Source organism: Lysinibacillus agricola (genome assembly GCF_016638705.1).
GTDB classification, from domain to species: Bacteria; Bacillota; Bacilli; order Bacillales_A; family Planococcaceae; genus Lysinibacillus; species Lysinibacillus agricola.
In genome coordinates this window covers 351,003-370,365 of record NZ_CP067341.1, presented here as the reverse complement: position 1 = coordinate 370,365, position 19,363 = coordinate 351,003, and the positions used below count along the sequence as shown (strand labels likewise).

Genomic DNA, 19,363 nt, shown 5'->3' with positions numbered 1-19,363 from the left:
ATCTTACTTGCAAGTTTATTTAACATGCCTTATTATATCCTTAAAGGCTGCATTGTTCGTACAATATTAAGTTTTAACCTTTAAGCTGTAAAAGGGAGTTTTATTATTGGAGTTGGAATGACGGGCCTCACACCATGGTGCATGAGGATAAGCAGGAAAGCTTCTGCGAACACCCACTTTGAGGAGTGGTGGTTTAAAACTTTCTATAATAACTACGGCATACGCGGCTTTTTAATTTAATCATACAGCCACATGGCTTTTGAGAGAATCACCCTCCAATAATGGAGGGTGATTTTTTTATGCAATTTTCTATCGTGTGCAAATCGTGTGCAAAAATTTAAAATATCGCATGAAAAAGCTTAGTAAAACGTAATAAGTGAACAAATTCAAATCAAGAACAGTCTATAGTATTTCTCATCTATTTGATTTATCATTACAATGGATATTATGTAATTTTCAAGAAAGATTGTATGTCTGTTACACTGTATTTTTCAAAAATCAATATTAATTCTCACATTATAGAAGTTTATGAGGAAAAAAGCGCACGTGAAGCAATTTTAAAAAAACTGTATTTAAATATTAAAGAGGATACAACCTACACTCAAAAAGAATTAAGAAAAGATGAAAACGGGGAAGAATTCATATATGAAGCTTATTTTAAGTTTAATCTAATCGAAAAATCCAATACTGATTATACACTCATAGGAAATGTAATTAAAACATCGAATTTATTTGTTAATTACAAATGTCAACTAAACTATGTACAAAAACGCTCACTTAATAGTGTATAAAATTACTCACCTTCTGGAGCTAGGTGATTCTTCAAACGATAGGAGTTGCCAACGATTGTGACAACTGTTGCGTGATGCAAAATGCGATCTAAAATCGCATTTGCTAATTTTGTCTCTTGGAACACCTCGTCCCAGGACTTGAAGTTGACGTTTGTTGTGAAAATGGTGCTGCGTTTTTCATAACGCATATCGATGAGCTGGAAGAATAATTTTGCATCCTCCGAATCAATCGGTAAATAACCAATCTCATCAATAATGAGTAATTTATATTTGGTGTAATGCTTCAAACGGCTTTCTAGACGATTCTCTAGGCGAGCCTTTTTTAAATTCTGGATTAAATCATGGCACTTCACAAAATACGTGCTTGTGCGTTTCTTTGCAGCTGCTATACCAATCGCTGATGCCAAATTCGTTTTTCCAACGCCGCTCGGACCTAAGAATACAATATTTTCGTTGCTTTCAATAAAACGTAATGTCGCAAAATCATGGATTTGCTGCGGGTTGATTGAAGGTTGAAATTCAAAATCAAAATCCTTAATTTCTTTTCGATGCGGAAATGCGCCTACTTTGACCATCGCATGCATCATATTTTGCTCACGTATATCGATTTCATAGTTTGGCTTGGCTATTGTTGTTGGTGTCTTAAATAAGGAAGCTATTAATTCCATAGTAAAGCATAATGTCCGTAGCGACGCGGAATCTGAAGGAAGCTGGCGGCAAAACCTTGGTCCGAGGTACACGAATCACATTCGGGGTTGTCCTTGCACTTGGCTAGTGGTTCGCATATCCCAACGCCCACAGTGAACTTTCATCACCTAGTTGGTGGACATGCCCGGCACACAAAAAAAGTCAACCCATTAACGAGTTGACTTCTCACTTATAGACATGTAAAACAGAATTTTCAGTTCTTACTAAATTTCAAAACAGCCAAATCAAACATCTTAAATAAAAGCTTTAATGTAACAAATCCAGCTGAAATTAAAATCATTAAATAAATAGAAAAATAAATTATACTTTTAAAATCATATATTACAGGTGGGTTGACAAACGCAATAGCAATTACAAAAGCCAAAATAAAAATAAAAAAATTACTATCTAAAAATTTCATAAGTAAACCCTCCTCAGTTATTATTTTTTATTAAAGCCATCCATTTGTTTCACAAAAATCTGTAAAGAACCAATATTCACCTTTTAAATTTTTGCACGCTTTAATAATACCATAAGTAATTACATGATAAATAATAACTGCACCTGCCGTTCCTATCAAATATTTTGCGATAGGAATTAAAATTGCAGGAATGAAACTAGGTGTTATTTCACCATTTTGCATTTCTAAGCTTTCGTCAAAACCAATCTCATTATTCATCTGCTCTACTTCAGTCACTGATAAACTTTCAAAATAGGCTTCAGCATTGTTTACCTCGTTCTTTGTCAAACCATTACTTAAAGCAAATTCAGTATCAAATTCGTATTTTTTTGTTAGTGTATTGTAATAAACAGATTCCGCAATAATTGTCCCCTTTTGTTCAAAATCTTCAGTAGCCATTGCTGTTGATCCAAACGGAAGAATAAATAAACTTATTATCATTGTTACCACAATTGTTAACTTCATATTTGATTTTTTTATTAGTTGCAAGATGGTCGCCTCCATTTTATTTATACTTACTGTTTGCTATAGCAAATATTTCCCTCGAGTACATACATCCTATCATTTCCATTACTTCCAATTCAATGGTAATTTAATGCCAATATTTGGCGCTCCTGTGGTTCTTTTATGATACAAAAGTAATTTTTTGGTAAATTTTGTGTTTAAACACTTGAAATCTTCATTTATTGATCGTTCTCTAAAATAATATTCTTCACAAAATGTCAATTTTAGCTTTAAATATAAACCGAAAATACTCAGGCTCAAAATAATTGAGTACCTGGGCATCCCCTCCCAGGTGTGCATGCAAAAATCATTTCCGAGCGTTTAGGACATTCAGACATTTCAATCACAATGAATACTTATGGACATGCATTAAAATCCGCAGATCGTGCAGCAGCTGATAAGTTTGAAATGCTGTTTTCGAAAAGTAATTCAAACTAGCATGTGCTAATGTGTGCAAAAATTCATTTAAAACAATTAAAAAATATTATATGCGAACAAAAACAGAACGCAATAAACATTGATACATCAATATTCCTTACAATCCATTCAATTGCATTTCAGTGCTATCACCACATTTGAGGAGTGGTGGTTTAAAACTTTCTATAATAACTACGGCATACGCGGCTTTTTAATTTAATCATACAGCCACAAGGCTTTTGAACGAACCACTCTCCATTATTGGAGGGTGATTTTTTTATCAAAATGACGTTGGGGTTAAAATGGGGTTCATATTCTTTGCAATTAAAAATAATCCACAATCAATTGTTTTATTAATCATCAACATCAGTGGAATATAAAGTTACAAAATCTAATTCAATTACATCTAAAATAGTTTTTATATAACCTTCAGTTTTCCCTTTTTCATATCCAGGTAAATGATTAAGAATACGAATTTTTAATATCCAACCAATATTTTTATTCTCTGAGTATTTATATTTCCCTTCATTATCTTGATTAGGATATAGCTCCATATAAACTCCCATTTCTTTATTTAAATTAAAATAAAAGTGTTTATAAATAAACGGGAGTTGTGCTTTAAGTAAATCTTTGTTTTTATTTTTTGAAAACATACGATTATAACGTTCTAAAAAATTAAACTTTTCATTATTAGCTTTTCATCTTTAGCTAAAGATACAATACCGTATTCTGTATTCTTTTCCACTTACTATCCCTCCAATTTTTCTTACACCCTTAATTCTATATTACCTCATATAAACTTTACTTGATAACTCACTCTTGTCCAGATAGAAAAACACTTCACGTTGTTTGATAAGGTACAATACCCGTTTTCCAACGAATAGTTATCTCATTTTTTAGGTCGTGCAAAACAGATTACTAATATCGGTTGTCTGCTTTTTTGTTTATTCAATTAGTCATTTATTTTTGTAAATTATATAGGAATCAGTCTTAAGGCTGAGAAGTAGCACCGTCTAAAGTTTGTTTCCAGTAAAAAGGAAAAGTGTTACAATTAAAAAACAATAATCGGAGCATTAAGATTCATCACCAAAAGTCGAGATGACATTTATTAAAGAGCGTAGTGATTTTAGAATGCTCATTGATCTTCGTTCCTGCTGGGCGACTCCTTCGTGATCAACATCCTGTTTTCCCATCTGGCACATTGGAAGCTTCGCTGAAAAAGAGATCTCCCCTAAGTTATGGTGGTAAACCAAATACAATTATGAATAGAAAGGAGATATGTATTTTGAGTATGAAAATATGGTGGGCTATAAATATTGTATGGTTATTCATTTTTGCTGCTGGGGCCATATTTATTGGAGTAAGAGAAGTTGATTATGCAGGGGTAGTTCAAACTCCTGAAGTTAGAATGGTCTCATTCATTGTTTTGGGTATTGTATTTTTGATTGTTGCACTGTTTCAACTAATACTACTCATTTTTATTCATTTTGTTAAAAAAGGTACAACCAATACTTCAACAAAAAGACTATCTTAACAACGGTGGTCTTTGTAGATTTCTAAGTCACTTAAATAAAGTGACTTTTTTATATGTACTAATGTAAAAGTGCCCATGTTCTATCTAACTCCCCTCCTATTCTTTAACCAAACTGTGCCGTTAGCTCCATGAAGTGCAAAAACCACACTCTTTAGTCATAAAAAAACTGCACCCTATAGATATTGGAGTGCAGTTCAAAACATATCAACTTTTTATAAATTAAATAACCAAACCAACAATTGTAGCTGTTAAGATACTAACAAGTGTGGCACCATACAATAACTTTAAGCCAAAACGAGCAACTACATTCCCTTGTCTTTCATTCAAACCTTTTACTGCTCCGGCAATAATACCGATCGATGAAAAGTTTGCAAAGGATACAAGAAAGACTGAAATAATAGCCAGTGTATGCGCACTCATAGACTTAGCTACTTCTCCAAGGCTTATCATTGCAACAAATTCATTCGTTACTAATTTTGTTGCCATAATTCCTCCAGCAGTAATAGCATCTGCCCACGGTACACCCATTAGGAAAGCAATTGGCGCAAAGATATAACCTAAAATATCTTGGAAGGATACACCCAAAATCATATCAAATAGTGAATTGATTAAATCCATTAATGCTACGAAACCGATCAGCATAGCCCCAACAATGATGGCTACTTTAAAGCCATCCATGATATATTCTCCAAGCATTTGGAAGAAAGATTGCTTATGCTCATCTTCAATTTTTAAAATATCTTCGCTTTCTTCTACTGTATACGGATTAATGATTGAAACAATAATGAATCCACCAAACAAGTTCAACACAATCGCCGTTACAACATATTTTGGTTCAATCATCGTCATATATGCGCCAACAACTGACATAGAAACGGTCGACATTGCAGATGCGCATAATGTATACATTCGCTGTGGACTAATTTTATCTAATTGTTTTTTTACAGTAATAAATACTTCAGATTGACCTACCATTGCAGAAGCAACAGCATTATATGATTCCAATTTCCCCATGCCATTTACTTTACTTAAAAGTAAACCTATCCATTTCATAACGAAAGGAAGAATTTTAAAATGCTGTAAGATCCCTATCAATGCAGATATAAATACAATTGGTAATAACACATTTAGGAAGAAGGAATACTCCCCTTCATTCGCTAAACCACCAAAAACAAACGTTATGCCCGTACTTGCGTAAGACAATAAATGATCAAATACATTTGTAAATCCTTTGATTAGAACATAACCAAACTTCGTATTTAGCAGTAATGCTGCCAATAAAAATTGGATGATCAACATAATAAGTATGTTTTTATATTTTATTTCTTTTTTGTTTTTACTCATCAACAGAGCCAGACCAAAAACAAGTAGCAATCCACAAATGGATATTAAGTATCTCATGAGTTCCTCCATAAATAATATTGATAATTTTTTTGCGTTCGATATCCGAAACTACAAATCCTTCTTCCACTCATTATGTTCCATTATTGGAACTGGAATAACAGCTATAGATCTTAAATCTGAAAATATGCAGACGGTCAGACGTCAGACAAATCACTTCACTATACATTGTTTTCACTAGCAATTCAATAGTTAAAGGAAAAAAACTCTGCGAAAAGTGTATACGCTTACAAGATTATCGTATAAAAAAGACCATCATAAATGATGGTCTCCGTTTACTACAAGTTCTAAATAGAATTCTCCTATTTTAATTAACCTATACTGCATCATTTCTTCTTTAAATTACATTATCTTTACATTATTGGTGTTCATTTGAATCCATAAGATAATTGGATATACTTAACATAGGAGGTGATAAAATGAATAAGTGGCTAAAAAGTTGGAGCATATTCATTTTTTCAATTGGAGGAATAGTAATAATACTAATATTCTGGCTAGTCTTTTCATTATTTAGTTTTAAGGCATCGATGATACCAGATAGAAAAGAAGAAGAAAAAGTAATTTCACAAGCGGAACAATACATACAAGAGAAATATCCGACTATGAAATACGAAATCTCCCATGTCCTTTATGATAATGATAAGGAATATCCTGATTTTGAATATGCCGCAGTAATTTTAAATACAGAAACACAAAAAACGTTCAAGGTTTATGAAAATAAACATACGAAACAAATGGAAGATAATATAATAATTCAAGAAGAAGCAAAATTCATAGAACAATTAAGACCAAAAGTTTATAGTTATATAACTAAAATATTTGGGGAACCGGAAAGTATTTCCTTTACACCTTCGTATACTACAAAAGCTGCACCTACGCTTAATATTCGGTTAAATAACAAAAAAGAAGAAATAAACGAAGACATGTTTCAATCTTTTATTGATTATTTACAGCATGAATTGAATGTTAAACATGCATATGTAAATTTTTTATATGATAATGAAACTGAGGCATGGAGTACGGATTTTTAAATAAAGCATGGGGTATATTTTTCCCACCGGAGGCTCTAACTTCTTTCGTCAGGTGTTTGAACGCCTGATGAAAGAAGTTAAATTTAATGCTTGCTCGGTAGATTCAATAAGTGATACATCACCTTTAAGTTCCCTTAACTCCAATGCTTCTTTAAAACATTGTTGTGCCTCAGCAATTCTCCCTAATTCTAACAAGCACTTTCCTTTATGTTGCATGGCAAAGTCCACATAAAACAAATTATTGTTTGCCTTATGTCCCTATCTATTTAACTTTATATCAAGAGTCCAATAAAAATGATATCATTCCAGGAATATTTTTAGCGGAAACATTTATTCCTGAAGGAGAGGTTACAATAGATAATTGGAATGATATCGATATAAAAAATTACACATTCCCTTCCGAGTCACTTAATAGTTTAGACAAAGATACTTATGGTAAATTATTAATTTTCAAAGAAGATATTCAAGAAGGCTTTAAACATTTAAATACTAAAATAATTGGTAACCTTCGATATGAAAACGGGAATTTAATCGATTTAAAAATAGATGTTCATGTACCTTTAATAAATGATACAGAATTGATTGGTCTTTTACAGTTGGCTAGTACTAAATTGAATATTATTTTATTTGATTATATTCCTATTACTATTACTATTATAGATCAAGACCAGTAACTTAATATTTTCAGTTGATTCCATTACTTTAATCTGCACTTAATCACAACCTTTTTATTCATAATTATAGCAAAATAAGAAGGTCTTCTTCGCTTCGTATAATGGGACTTATGTTAACTCTAACGATTTTTAACAAGAAATACTGAAATTACCTTATAAAATATTTAAAGCTCTCAGAACGATTCTGAGAGCTTTTTAGCTTGGTATAATATCAGTTTATGTCTATCATAAGATCACTTAACTATTTTCTAATTCTCTACTTTTGAGCATTCAATTCCCAAATAATCCCAAATTTATCTTCGATTTTAGCATATAATGAGTCCCAAAAAGTCTCCTCAAGTTTTGTAATACTCTTAGATCCAGTCGCTAACATCTTTTCTTCCAGACGTTTTATGTCAGCATTCTTTTCAAGTTCAAGCCATATGCTAACCTGTGAACCTGTAGAACATTCCTCTTTATTTTTCTTTTCAAGAAAATCATTTGCAAGAATAACACTTTCTCCAAGTTTAAAACTAGCATAAGCAATACAATCTTTACGACTTTCATCTTCCATATACTCTACATCTTCAAATGTAGATTTTTCTATAATTTCAGCTCCAAAAATATCAACATAATAATTTAATGCATCGCCACATTCATCATAAAAGAATAGATAAGGTGTTCCTGTTTTAATCATTTATTCATCCTCCATTTCATCATCTTATAACTATTTTATAGTCTTTTATTCAAATAATATTATTCTAGATTGTGTTCTTTAAACGAGAGATTAAAAGTTTCCCCACATTAACTAATATTGGTGGGTCTTCTGGTATTGCTTCTCTCAGCTTGATAGTATAACTATTTCCAGAAGATTTTGGAAAAGATAGCTTCTCATCTTCTTTTCCTCTTAAACTATTCCCTAAATTAAAATAAGATAGAATATTATTGGAACTGTTTATAGCACAAGATAATAAATAAAAGTCTCCACTTGGAATGTTTCTCAATATATTCCCTGTTAAATTTTTAGTAGCTAACCCAGATATAGGCATATGATTAGGTATAAGTGTATGGAAAAGTCCGATAAATACTATTCCCTTTTTTAAATCATCAGGTACTTCAATATTTACTGTGCAAAAAGATGCGTTTTTTTCTTCAAAATAAGCTATCGATTTACCCTTGTCATCATTTTCAAAATTTTTAATATCATAAAACATTTTATTCATTTCAGTTTTATACTCTTTAGGTGAACTACCTGTATATTTTTTAAAAATGTTCGTGAAGCTTCCGCTGCTTTCAAAACCTGAGTGTTCTTGTAATTCGATTATTTTTTTTTCTTCATCAAGTTCATTAATTGCCCTTTCAACTTTTAAACTGGAAAGCAATTCAACAACACTAAATCCATTTATTTCTTTAAATTTCCGACTAAAGTGATGTTTATCGTAACCAAAGTGAATTGCAATCTCTTCACTTGTCATTTTTCTATTAACAGCTTCTTCTGAAATAAAAGAAAGAATTTCGGGCATTTTAGTCTTCATTTTTTCCCCTTTTATATTTAATAATATCATGCTTATTCAACTAGGTATAATCTTAGGTTATGTAAACTGAACTAGTCTTAAATAAACATCTATATTATAATTTAAACTGATTAAAATAATAAAAAAGGGATGTTTTTATGGAAAAAAGAACAACAATTAAGCAAATTTTTATCAGTATAGGTCTATTTATAGCTGTTTATTTATTACTAAATTTAATATTCGATGTTATCGCAATGAGTTTATCACCTGAATATAATGAGATTGCTGATGAATATACTCATCCTCTAGTCACTTTATTATCAGTTTTATTTGCAGCGATAGTAACTATAATTGAATATGTAGTTAATAAAATTAAATATACAGAATTTTTTAAAAATAATGCTGAAAATATTAAAAGTAATATCAATATATTTACAAATAAACGAATTCGCATGTATAAAAAAGCAAATTTAATTTTCCAAGGTTATCTAGAACATGAAAAAGGAGCTCATACAGCTATTGCTCAAGAAAGAAACAATCAAAGTATTCAAATACATTCAGTAATAGAATTTAAGCAAGCATTAGAAAGCTATCCTGAACTAAAAGGTGGAGAGAATGTTACTCAATTATTAAAACAAATGGAAAATGCTGGGGTTGTCCTCTGGGATCCAACGGAAAAACAGGTTTTTGTAAAAACCTTTTAATTTAATTTATAACCTTCTTTCTTTTTGTATAATTCACCTCCATTTTGCGCATATATGGTAGTAACAAGGGAGGTCATTATATTGAAGAAGTTATTTTATCTGTTTTTACTAGTCACATTATTATTATCAGCTTGCGGGAAAAATACCGCTCCAAAGGAAGTTGCCGTCGATAAAAATACTTCCGTTGAAGATATAGTAGGAGCTATCGTCAAAAATAAATTCACTGTTGAAGAAAAGAATGGTATCGTATCAGTCTCTATACAGGATACAGATGTGAACAAAGGTATGAAAAGTCAAATGTTGAAAGATTCCACTAAAATATTTGCAGAGCTGTCTAAGCTACAAAGTGTTAAAACTCCAGCTATTAATTGGTATGCTCCGTTAACGGAACCAAGTGGCGACAAAACTATGACTGAGCTATTAAATATTTATTTTAGTGAGGAAGATTTTAGAAAGGTTGACTGGTCAAACTATGCCCAATTAGACATCGAATCCATTGCCACTCATTATCATCAAAGTGCTTCTATAGGACATTAGAAAGCTTTAATAGCAAGATACCCCTTCATGTATTACGAATGGGTATCTTTTTTTATCGCCCACAATCTAAACATACATACTAATTGCTTCAGACAAAAGCGCTTGTTTTATTTTGTAATGTGTTGCTTGCCAAATGCCTTTTTCGTCCTTCAAAATTAAAAGCTGTGGTGATTCATGCTTCACCTTTAGCTCCTTCTCAATGATATTTGAAATATCCCTATCCTTCTGCACAATAACTAAATACTTAGGTAAATTAGTTTCTAGTGCTTTAAATTCCTTTAATGCAGAAATGCTACTAATACATGTCATACTAAATTTTAATATTAGACAAGGCTTGTGTTTAGATTGCTGTAAAACTTCTCTCCATTGTTCAATCGTTTTAATTCGTTGCATACCGTGAACCTCCAACTTATAATCCTTTCATCTATTATATACCATATAGGGTATTAACATAAAAATACGAGCCTACAATAATGCAAGCTCGTACCCTTAATCACAATATTTAGATTCCCTCTGTATTCATCAAAACAAGTCGCCAGCCATCTGGATCTTCAATTGTGACACCTTTTTCAGCCCAATATAAATTTTCTGGCTCCACTTCGGGATAACCCATTTGCAATAGACGATTGGCTATATGTTGTATAGTTTCTTGCTTTGGAATATACAGTACAAGTAGATTGTCCTTTGTTGGTGCTGGGCAAGGACTTCCTTCAATATGCTCTGTAAATTCTAAATGGTAGTTAGCGTTTGGAAGGCCAATCATTATACCATTGTAGCCACGATGTCCTGTAAAAGAACCGATTTTTTCTAACCCTACACCTTCACAATAAAATTTTTCAATTTCCTTTAATCTATCAGTTGGCCTAGCAACACGTACCTGTGCCACCTGTAATTCATCTGTCCATTGCTGTCTCATAGTTATTTTTCTCCTTTTTAATTATTATATAATTAAAAAACAAAGCCCGAGAACAGCCTTTGGTCTGAAAAATACTAGCCTCCCTGAATGTATGATTGAAATACCCGTGAATGAGAGCAAAATACCCGCGATGTCGGTCGGAATACCCGCGAATTGGAGACAAATACCCGCGCAACCCACGTAAATACCCGCGAAGCGCCAATATTACCTTAAAAAATCACATATTCTATCGATAGCTGACGTTTCACTTTCACTAAGCCTTTGCAAAATGAAGATTAAACTTATATTGTTAAAGCTACGCTAAATGAAGCAGCTGTCTTCTCTGTTACTTCTTCTAAAGTGACACCCTCTGCTAATTCTATTAACTGCATACCTTCCTCAGTAAAGTCGAAAACAGCTAGGTCTGTAATTAATCTATGCACAACGCCTTTGCCTGTTAACGGTAGCTCACATTGTTTTTTAATTTTTGACTCACCGTTTTTATTGACATGCTCCATCACGACAATTACTCTTTTCGCTCCGACTACAAGGTCCATGGCGCCTCCCATACCTTTCACCATTTTCCCTGGTATCATCCAGTTCGCAAGGTCACCCGTTTCTGATACTTCCATGCCACCTAAAATAGCCAAATCGATATGACCTCCGCGAATCATGGCAAATGATTCGGCACTGTCAAAGAAAGAGGCACCCGGAACTGCAGTGACCGTTTCTTTACCCGCATTAATTAAATCCGGATCGACCGCGTCTTTTGCTGGGTATGGCCCAATACCAAGGAGTCCGTTTTCTGATTGTAAAAGGACGTCATAATCAGAAGGAATTGCATTGGCTACTAGCGTTGGGATACCAATACCTAAATTGACGTTCATACCATTTTGTATTTCTTTTACTGCTCTGTTCACTATTCTTTGTCTTGTATCAGCCATCACGCATCCCCCTTTTTTACCGTCAAACGCTCAATACGCTTCTCATAATTGCCACCTAGTAAAACGCGTTGCACGAACACTCCAGGTGTATGAACATAATCAGGATCTAGCTCTCCGACTTCAACGATTTCCTCTACTTCTACAATCGTAATTTTCCCTGCCATTGCAGCTAGTGGATTAAAGTTACGTGATGTTTTTCTGAAAACTAAATTACCTAGCTTGTCTGCCTTCCACGCCTTGACAAGCGCAAAATCTGCGACAATTCCTTTTTCTAAAATATATTCCTTCCCATCAAAGACCTTTACTTCCTTCCCCTCAGCAATGGGTGTTCCCACTCCAGTAGCTGTGTAAAAGCCTGGAATCCCAGCTCCGCCAGCTCGCATACGCTCTGCCAACGTACCTTGTGGTGTCAATTCTACTTCAAGCTCTCCACTTAAAAATTGCTGCTCGAAAATTTTATTTTCACCTACATAGGATGCAATCATTTTTTTGATTTGTTTATTTGCTAATAAAAGCCCTAAACCCCAATCATCCACACCGCAGTTATTGCTTACAACTGTTAAGTCCTTTGTTCCCCTTTGAACTAACGCTGCAATTGATTTTTCAGGAATACCACACAGCCCAAAGCCCCCTACTGCTAACGTATCCCCATCTTTAATATCAGCAATGGCCTCCTCAAACGAATTCCACACTTTCCCCTTCCCCATATCGAAACCCCCTAAAATTTCTCGTTTATTAAGAAAAATTCTACCTTACTATCATTTTATAAGTAAAGGAATTAATTAGAATACTATTTATTCTAAAAGTGCATAAATCAATTTCTACCTTACTCTTCAGAACGAATTGTATTGAGTAGCTGCTTTAATGCAAAGGATTGATATGTATTCTTCTTCGTAATAACACCTAAACGCCATGGCATGTCAAAGTTAAGTAACGGTATAATTTTCACATTTTTATTCGTCTGCTTTGCGGCAATTGAATATGGTAAAAGTGTCACCCCTAAATTCGAGGATACTAGCTCCACTATTAAATCCCATTGAGAGCTTTTATAGCCGATTATTGGTGTAAATCCTACGCTTTTACATGATTTAATCACATAATCATGCAGTGTGAATTCCTCTGTAAAGATAATGAATGTTTCATTTTTTAAATCTTGTAATAAAATATGTTCTTGCTGAGCTAATGGATGGGACTCATTAATAAAGACAAAAAATTGGTCTTCCACAAATGATTGGACAGAAAATTTCCTTTCATCTGTAGGTATCACAACAATCCCCATATCAACATCGCCATTTTCTACTAATGTTCCAATCATTTTAGCTCCACGTTCCACAAGCTCTAAATGTACCTTTGGATACTGCTTATGAAACTTTCGCGCAATTTCTGGGAAAAACAGTGTGCCAATTAACGGTGGAATCCCTAATTTAATAGAGCCTGTTTTGATGTTCGATAAATCATCCAGTAATATATGTAAATCGTGTACAGAACGTATTATTTTTTGTCCTTGTTTATAAACAATACTACCTGCGTCTGTTAACTCTACATTACGTGTAGATCGATTTAATAATTCCACATGAAGAGTATCTTCCAACTTTTTAATACTTTTGCTTAATGAAGGCTGTGACACAAAGGATTCACTAGCTGCCTTTGTAAAACTCCCATGTTCAACAACAGTCATAAATGCTTTTAAGTCCCGTAACTCCATGTAGATACCCCCTATTTATTCTAATTTGTTATAAAAAATATTCCCAAAACTACTATTTAGTAATAAATTCTCCTCATTTTCTACTAATCCTTCTTCTAAAAAATATCTAAGAGAAATACAATAACGGAAAGACTTTCTGGTGATTCCAATACTATTTAATTATGCAATATTCGCAATAATGACCATGAGTTTTATTTCTACTTTAAGTTTCTATTATTGTATTTAATTCCGTTTTTATCTTTAAATATTCATTTTTCTATGTACAATTAGCATTAAGGGATGGCAGAAAAGGAAAGGGGATTTCTAACATGAAAACACTAACAAGAATTTCTAACGCTATCATGGAAAAATATTTACCTGATCCATACATTTTTGTCACTATACTCACGGTATTAACATTATTATTAGGGGTTACATTAACAGATTCTTCTCCACTCGATATGGTGACATTTTGGGGAGGTAGCTTTTGGAATTTATTAGAATTTACAATGCAAATGGTGATTGTCTTAGCTGCAGGTCACATTTTGGCGAATAGTCCTGTCTTTAAAAAGGGATTATCAGCCATTGCAAGTAAAATAAAAACACCAGGTATGGCTATTATCATTGTTACATTCGTATCATTAATTGCTTGCTGGATTAACTGGGGATTTGGACTTGTCATTGGTGCCCTCTTTGCAAAGGAAATTGCTCGTCATGTTAAAAAAGTAGATTATCGCTTATTAATCGCCAGTGCCTATTCAGGCTTTGTTATTTGGCATGGTGGATTAGCTGGCTCAATTCCATTATCTATTGCGACTGAAGGTCATAAGTTTGCTGACATTATGGGTATCATACCAACAAATGTTACACTATTTTCAACATATAACTTATTTATAGTAATTGTTATCGTCTTAACTTTGCCGTTGTTTAATCGTTGGATGATGCCAAAGGAAGAGGAGACGGTTGAGGTTGACCCTGCTTTATTAGTGGAAGAAAAAACAGAGTTGCCTAAGCCCGAAAACAGTTTTGCCAGCCGCTCTGAACGGAGTTATATTTTAACAATTTTAATTGGTATTATTGGACTTGTATATTTATTACATCATTTTATTACGAAAGGTTTTGTCCTTGATTTAAATGTGATTAATACGATTTTTATTGTGTTAGGTATCCTTTTTCACGGGACACCACAGCGTTTCCTTGCTGCTGCACAAGATGCGATTAAAACAACAACAGGCATTGTTTTTCAATTTCCGTTTTATGCAGGGATTATGGGCATGATGACCGCTTCTGGTTTAGCTGCTGTATTCTCAGAATGGTTCGTTAATATTTCTAATGAACATACCTTCTATTTGTTCACATTTTTCTCAGCAGGACTTGTTAACTTCTTTGTTCCATCAGGCGGTGGACAATGGGCGGTGCAAGCTCCTATTATGCTAGATGCTGCATCTACTTTAGGTGCCGACTATGCTAAAACTGCTATGGCTATCGCGTGGGGTGATGCTTGGACGAATATGATTCAACCGTTCTGGGCACTACCAGCCCTTGCAATAGCTGGCTTAAAGGCTAGGGATATAATGGGCTTTTGTTTATTCATTTTAATCTTTACGGGCATTATTATTAGCATTGGCTTCCTTTTCTTCTAGCCGAATATAAAGTATTTAAACTTCACGAAATGCAATACAAACATTTTCGTGGAGTTTTTTTGTACCCTTCAAAGGCTAAAAAGATCCTTTAAATCATTTAGACAAATATTGGTTCATCACACCAAAAGTTAGAGATGACATTTTTACAAAAGGGTAATTTTTTTAAAATTTTTGATTATCACCATAACGTTAGTCGATTTCCGTTCCGACTGAGCGCTTTCCTGGGCGTGCCCACCCCCCCCTCCAATCAACTTATATACATGGCATATGTTTTATTACAAAATACATTTTTCCTCTTGCATCTCACGTTACGTTAGCTTTTACAATGGAGATAACAAGTAACGAGGAGGTCATACAATGTCTACACAATACTCGATTGGCGAGTTTGCTAAAAAAACAGGGTTAACCATACGAACTTTGCATTATTATGATGAAATTGATTTATTGAAGCCATCCTTTACATCTTCAACTGGCAAAAGGTTTTACTCAAATGAAAATATCATGCAGTTACAAAAGATCGTGTCACTTAAATTTCTAGGCTATTCATTGGAAAAAATCCATGAATTAATCCATTTAAAGGATTGGGATTTAAAAGAATCACTAGAATTTCAAAAGCAAGAGATGCTTCAAAAAAAAGAGCATCTTAATCGTGTAATTCGGACTTTGGATCATGCCCTATTTATGATGGATGAGCAAGGCACTATTAACGCAAATATCTTTATGACGCTTATCCACAATATTCACAAAGAAGAAGAACAAAAAGAATGGCTATCAAGTTACTTTCCAAAAGATATGGTTGAGGAAATGTTTAATATACCTGAGCAAAAGCATATGGAGCTAAACAAAAAGATGGCACAGGTTTACAGTGAATTAAAAGCAGCTTATGGTCAGGATCCAGGTAATCCTCATATTCAATCATTGTTAAAGCAGTACTTCGAGCTATCTCTTGAATTGTACCCCGGCACTATTGAGCTGGTGAAAAATCTTAAAGATCAAGATATTGAATTTGAGCAGAATGCCCAGCTCTTCCCGTCCCCTCTTTCATCAGAGGAAGATGAGTGGCTCGCACATGCGATGCGATTTTATTGGAATGAAAAAGGGATAGATATCAATGATCATAGTTAAACTTCTAAAGATTTCGTAAAAAAAAGGCCTTACTCTGTAAGATTAAGTACAAGTAATTGTACATTAAATCTTATCAGACAATATTTCGTTTACAATGTTACACATTTAATAAGAATGCACATTACTAATTCATTTTTTAGTAATGTGCATTTTTATTGTGGTTAACTTTTTCTAATGAAATTATTAAAAGATTAAACCTTTTACAATGACTAAGAAAAACATTAGGATGGGAACACAAATTCTTGTTATAGGAGGTTGGAAATTGTATTGGTTTGAGTTTTGTCCGAATTATATTGAAAGTAAATATGAGCTACTTGTGTTTAAAGATAACAATCCATTTCTTCCGCTAACAAATTATTAGTATTACGAAAGCGCTTTGAGAACGAATTAAAGTGAAAAACGTTGTGGTTAAAAAGGGGGATTTGCCCTCGATTTTCGACAAAAGGCATCGAGTTTTACTTTTCTCGGTGCCTTTTGTCTTTTATTTTTTTTTTTGATTATTCTGTCTCGGCATAAAGAAACATTCCCTTCTCTTTCAAATTTTTGCGGACATACTGATTATAAACAACCCAAACTCCCCCCATTCAATTGAATGGGGAGGAGTGGTTACCTAACTTTCATTTGGGAACGTTATTAACGTTTATTTTGTATACTTTATAAATCTTTATTCTTTTTTGCTATAAATTTCATAAGTAAAGTATCCAAATAAGAAACCTATTCCAGCTCCTAAAGGAATTGCAGAAAGTAAAGAGATTGGGGAAAATATGCTAAGGAGTATACCAACAACACAACCACTCAACATTCCCAATGGTATTAAACTATCTAATAAATTTTGAGCGCCTTTTGATTTTTTCTTACCCAAGGAGCCTTTCTTATATTTATGTTCCAGTCTTTTAATTACGAATACCGCAATTCCACCTACTATTACAAGAGGTAGTAAAGTGCGAGCGATTTCCGAAGCTAAATCCATATTAGAATCTCCCTTCTTTTGCCTTACTATTATTTCAACTTTAGCATAATTTGTTCAGCAAAATGGCCCGTTTGTTGAACAAAAAAAATCCTGCATATCAACACAGGATTTTTAATCAAACTTTATTATAAATGATCAATCTTTTTTATAAAACTAAATCCGTTTCAAATCTAAATAAAATGTATAACATTCTATTTAGGTCCAATTATTTTAACGAATTTAGTTAAAAGGTTGACTTTTAATAAAATCTTAGTGGGCTTTTTCTAATGCCAATTTAATACCAAAGCCAATTAATACTGCGCCTGTCAATCCTTCGACAACAGCCTTCGTCGTTGGCTTTTTCATAAATGCGCTGATTTTATCCAACAGGTAAACATAGAATACAAACCAAAATCCTGTTAACGCAGTATATATTAACCCCATTATAAGAAACGGCATAAATGTACCGCTCGTGCCATCTACAAACTGAGGTAAGAATGTTAGAAAAAATACAGCCACCTTTGGGTTTGTCACGTTCGTTAAGAAACCTTGCTTAAAGCATGATTGATGCGAATACTTATGATCAATTTGAGTCTCGTCTTGCACAACAGGAGACTGCGTGCGCATTGCTCGTAATGCCCATAATGTTTTGACACCTAAATAACATAAATAGACCGCTCCGACGTATTTTAAAATGGCAAATACATATGCTGACTTTACAATAATCGCGGAGAGTCCAATAACTGCTGCAAACGTATGAATCAATAATCCACAGCACGAACCGAGTAAAGTCTGTAGGCCTCCCTTTCTGTTTACGGTAAGTGTATTTTTTGTCGCGATGGCAGTATCTGGGCCAGGTAAAATAATTAATAAAATACACATTACTAAAAAAACTGATATGTTCACCATTTTAACGCCCCCCTTTTCGTCAGAAAATTATAAAAATAATATTAGCATATGTATAGCTATACTAAAAGACGCGAAAGAAGATTTACCCAAATTATTTATAATTGACATATAACCCTAAGGTGTTATATGATCGTAACACCTTAGGGTTATATTTTTTTTGTAAAGGAGTTCATTTTAAATGACTGAAAAACTAGAGAATATTGTTAAAACAGTGACACTCAATGCACCAATCGGAAAAGTATGGGAAACAGTAACGGACGCTGAAAAGATTGCTTCTTGGCTTATGCCAAATGATTTTCAGCCAATTGAAGGTCATGAATTTACAATACAATCACCATTTGGCCCTTCACCATGTCGAGTTGAACAAATAGATGCTCCAAACTTTGTTCGTTTTGCATGGGATACAGATGGATGGTTTATCACTTTTGAACTGAAAGAAATTGGTGAGCAAACAGAATTCACGTTAACACATGGTGGGTGGAAAGAAGCTTCACATATCATTCCTAAAGCTAAAATGCCTACTGAGGCTGTTCGAAAAAATATGGATGGCGGCTGGACAATGCTTGTCGGTCAAAAATTAAAAGCGGTTGTGGAATCACAATGACACAGCTTGCTGTTAAGTATGATGTTTTTCAAGCAATCGCAGATCCGACAAGACGTCATGTCCTACAGCTACTTGCTGCAAGTGATAAACCCATCTCACTTATTTCTGAGAATTTTTCTATAAGCCGAACTGCTGTCGTGAAGCATTTAAAAATTCTTGAACAGGCTGAACTAGTTTCCGCTCAGAAAAAGGGGCGAGAAAAAATATATACATTACATGCCGAAAAACTAAAAGAAATTGAAGATTGGCTACAGTACTTTGATTTATTTTGGGATAATAAATTGGCACAACTACAAAGTATTTTTGAAGAATAATCAATAATGCCTCGGCATTATTGCGTTCCGAATCGGCTTTGTGCTTAGGCCTGCATGACGCAG

The 19,363-nt window shown here is 33.5% G+C and carries 23 protein-coding genes, 1 other RNA gene and 2 pseudogenes; 12 read left to right on the top strand and 14 right to left on the bottom strand.

What is annotated here, in order from left to right; translation table 11 throughout:
• Positions 1-41: 41 nt before the first annotated feature.
• Together ssrS and FJQ98_RS01805 are read left to right on the top strand one after the other, a co-directional pair.
• Positions 42-234: non-coding RNA, 6S RNA (ssrS, locus tag FJQ98_RS01810), on the top strand.
• A 236-nt stretch (positions 235-470) separates the two neighbouring features.
• A complete protein-coding gene (locus FJQ98_RS01805; RefSeq protein WP_053595844.1) occupies positions 471-791 on the top strand; it encodes a hypothetical protein in 321 nt (106 codons plus the stop codon).
• Positions 792-793: 2 nt separating this feature from the next.
• Here the strand turns inward: FJQ98_RS01805 and istB are convergent.
• The 3 genes and pseudogenes from istB to FJQ98_RS01790 form a co-directional block, all read right to left on the bottom strand.
• Positions 794-1,411: pseudogene (gene istB, locus FJQ98_RS01800) on the bottom strand (IS21-like element helper ATPase IstB); the annotation flags it as partial.
• A 281-nt stretch (positions 1,412-1,692) separates the two neighbouring features.
• Positions 1,693-1,899: a hypothetical protein gene (locus FJQ98_RS01795; RefSeq protein ID WP_053595846.1), complete on the bottom strand. Its 207-nt coding sequence runs from the start codon at positions 1,897-1,899 to the stop codon at positions 1,693-1,695.
• Between the two features lie 30 nt (positions 1,900-1,929).
• Positions 1,930-2,427 carry a hypothetical protein gene (locus tag FJQ98_RS01790; RefSeq protein WP_053595847.1) on the bottom strand — a complete coding sequence of 166 codons (498 nt, stop codon included), beginning with the start codon at positions 2,425-2,427 and terminating at the stop codon, positions 1,930-1,932.
• 306 nt (positions 2,428-2,733) lie between these two features.
• Between FJQ98_RS01790 and FJQ98_RS27670 the strand changes: the two are divergent.
• A pseudogene (locus FJQ98_RS27670) lies at positions 2,734-2,880 on the top strand (site-specific integrase); the annotation flags it as partial.
• Between the two features lie 332 nt (positions 2,881-3,212).
• Here the strand turns inward: FJQ98_RS27670 and FJQ98_RS01785 are convergent.
• A complete protein-coding gene (locus tag FJQ98_RS01785; RefSeq protein WP_053595848.1) occupies positions 3,213-3,512 on the bottom strand; it encodes a hypothetical protein in 300 nt (99 codons plus the stop codon).
• A gap of 638 nt (positions 3,513-4,150) precedes the next feature.
• Here FJQ98_RS01785 and FJQ98_RS01780 point away from each other — a divergent pair.
• Positions 4,151-4,393, top strand: a complete 243-nt coding sequence (locus tag FJQ98_RS01780) for a DUF3923 family protein (RefSeq protein ID WP_053595887.1) — start codon at positions 4,151-4,153, stop codon at positions 4,391-4,393.
• 219 nt (positions 4,394-4,612) lie between these two features.
• On the opposite strand, the gene FJQ98_RS01775 is transcribed toward FJQ98_RS01780, so the two are convergent.
• The gene (locus FJQ98_RS01775) at positions 4,613-5,794 is read right to left on the bottom strand and encodes a NupC/NupG family nucleoside CNT transporter (protein WP_053595849.1); all 1,182 of its coding nucleotides are present in this window, start codon (positions 5,792-5,794) and stop codon (positions 4,613-4,615) included.
• 419 nt (positions 5,795-6,213) lie between these two features.
• Between FJQ98_RS01775 and FJQ98_RS01770 the strand changes: the two genes are divergently transcribed.
• Together FJQ98_RS01770 and FJQ98_RS01765 are read left to right on the top strand one after the other, a co-directional pair.
• The gene (locus FJQ98_RS01770) at positions 6,214-6,825 is read left to right on the top strand and encodes a hypothetical protein (RefSeq protein ID WP_053595850.1); all 612 of its coding nucleotides are present in this window, start codon (positions 6,214-6,216) and stop codon (positions 6,823-6,825) included.
• 164 nt (positions 6,826-6,989) lie between these two features.
• Positions 6,990-7,499: a CamS family sex pheromone protein gene (locus FJQ98_RS01765; RefSeq protein ID WP_241774602.1), complete on the top strand. Its 510-nt coding sequence runs from the start codon at positions 6,990-6,992 to the stop codon at positions 7,497-7,499.
• Positions 7,500-7,755: 256 nt separating this feature from the next.
• On the opposite strand, the gene FJQ98_RS01760 is transcribed toward FJQ98_RS01765, so the two are convergent.
• Positions 7,756-8,175 carry a VOC family protein gene (locus tag FJQ98_RS01760; protein WP_053595851.1) on the bottom strand — a complete coding sequence of 140 codons (420 nt, stop codon included), beginning with the start codon at positions 8,173-8,175 and terminating at the stop codon, positions 7,756-7,758.
• Positions 8,176-8,239: 64 nt separating this feature from the next.
• Positions 8,240-9,013 (bottom strand): helix-turn-helix domain-containing protein, encoded by a 774-nt coding sequence (locus FJQ98_RS01755; RefSeq protein ID WP_053595852.1) that lies wholly within the window; start codon positions 9,011-9,013, stop codon positions 8,240-8,242.
• Between the two features lie 137 nt (positions 9,014-9,150).
• Between FJQ98_RS01755 and FJQ98_RS01750 the strand changes: the two genes are divergently transcribed.
• Both FJQ98_RS01750 and FJQ98_RS01745 read left to right on the top strand, forming a co-directional pair.
• Positions 9,151-9,696 carry a LemA family protein gene (locus tag FJQ98_RS01750; RefSeq protein WP_053595853.1) on the top strand — a complete coding sequence of 182 codons (546 nt, stop codon included), beginning with the start codon at positions 9,151-9,153 and terminating at the stop codon, positions 9,694-9,696.
• Positions 9,697-9,777: 81 nt separating this feature from the next.
• On the top strand, positions 9,778-10,233 hold the full coding sequence (locus tag FJQ98_RS01745; protein WP_053595854.1) for a hypothetical protein: 456 nt from the start codon (positions 9,778-9,780) through the stop codon (positions 10,231-10,233).
• A gap of 66 nt (positions 10,234-10,299) precedes the next feature.
• Here the strand turns inward: FJQ98_RS01745 and ytxJ are convergent, their stop codons facing one another.
• From ytxJ to FJQ98_RS01720, 5 genes are all read right to left on the bottom strand, one after another.
• Positions 10,300-10,626 (bottom strand): bacillithiol system redox-active protein YtxJ, encoded by a 327-nt coding sequence (gene ytxJ / locus FJQ98_RS01740; RefSeq protein ID WP_053595855.1) that lies wholly within the window; start codon positions 10,624-10,626, stop codon positions 10,300-10,302.
• A gap of 109 nt (positions 10,627-10,735) precedes the next feature.
• Positions 10,736-11,149: a VOC family protein gene (locus FJQ98_RS01735; protein WP_053595856.1), complete on the bottom strand. Its 414-nt coding sequence runs from the start codon at positions 11,147-11,149 to the stop codon at positions 10,736-10,738.
• A 281-nt stretch (positions 11,150-11,430) separates the two neighbouring features.
• On the bottom strand, positions 11,431-12,072 hold the full coding sequence (locus FJQ98_RS01730) for a 3-oxoacid CoA-transferase subunit B (RefSeq protein WP_053595857.1): 642 nt from the start codon (positions 12,070-12,072) through the stop codon (positions 11,431-11,433).
• Positions 12,072-12,779: a CoA transferase subunit A gene (locus tag FJQ98_RS01725; RefSeq protein ID WP_053595858.1), complete on the bottom strand. Its 708-nt coding sequence runs from the start codon at positions 12,777-12,779 to the stop codon at positions 12,072-12,074. Before FJQ98_RS01725 ends, FJQ98_RS01730 begins: the two co-directional genes overlap by 1 nt.
• A 119-nt stretch (positions 12,780-12,898) precedes the next feature.
• Positions 12,899-13,777: a LysR family transcriptional regulator gene (locus tag FJQ98_RS01720; RefSeq protein WP_053595859.1), complete on the bottom strand. Its 879-nt coding sequence runs from the start codon at positions 13,775-13,777 to the stop codon at positions 12,899-12,901.
• A 308-nt stretch (positions 13,778-14,085) separates the two neighbouring features.
• Between FJQ98_RS01720 and FJQ98_RS01715 the strand changes: the two genes are divergently transcribed.
• Entirely contained in the window at positions 14,086-15,399 is a 1,314-nt protein-coding gene (locus FJQ98_RS01715) for a short-chain fatty acid transporter (RefSeq protein ID WP_053595860.1), read from the top strand.
• 357 nt (positions 15,400-15,756) lie between these two features.
• On the top strand, positions 15,757-16,524 hold the full coding sequence (locus tag FJQ98_RS01710) for a MerR family transcriptional regulator (protein WP_053595861.1): 768 nt from the start codon (positions 15,757-15,759) through the stop codon (positions 16,522-16,524).
• A gap of 664 nt (positions 16,525-17,188) precedes the next feature.
• Here the strand turns inward: FJQ98_RS01710 and FJQ98_RS01705 are convergent.
• Positions 17,189-17,494: a hypothetical protein gene (locus FJQ98_RS01705; protein ID WP_053595862.1), complete on the bottom strand. Its 306-nt coding sequence runs from the start codon at positions 17,492-17,494 to the stop codon at positions 17,189-17,191.
• A 249-nt stretch (positions 17,495-17,743) separates the two neighbouring features.
• The gene (locus tag FJQ98_RS01700) at positions 17,744-18,382 is read right to left on the bottom strand and encodes a LysE family translocator (protein ID WP_053595863.1); all 639 of its coding nucleotides are present in this window, start codon (positions 18,380-18,382) and stop codon (positions 17,744-17,746) included.
• A gap of 178 nt (positions 18,383-18,560) precedes the next feature.
• On the opposite strand from FJQ98_RS01700, the gene FJQ98_RS01695 reads away from it, so the two are divergent.
• Both FJQ98_RS01695 and FJQ98_RS01690 read left to right on the top strand, forming a co-directional pair.
• The gene (locus FJQ98_RS01695; RefSeq protein ID WP_053595864.1) at positions 18,561-18,986 is read left to right on the top strand and encodes an SRPBCC family protein; all 426 of its coding nucleotides are present in this window, start codon (positions 18,561-18,563) and stop codon (positions 18,984-18,986) included.
• Complete coding sequence (locus FJQ98_RS01690; protein WP_053595865.1) at positions 18,983-19,300, top strand: ArsR/SmtB family transcription factor; 318 nt, start codon at positions 18,983-18,985, stop codon at positions 19,298-19,300. Before FJQ98_RS01695 ends, FJQ98_RS01690 begins: the two co-directional genes overlap by 4 nt.
• The last annotated feature ends 63 nt before the right edge of the window (positions 19,301-19,363 follow it).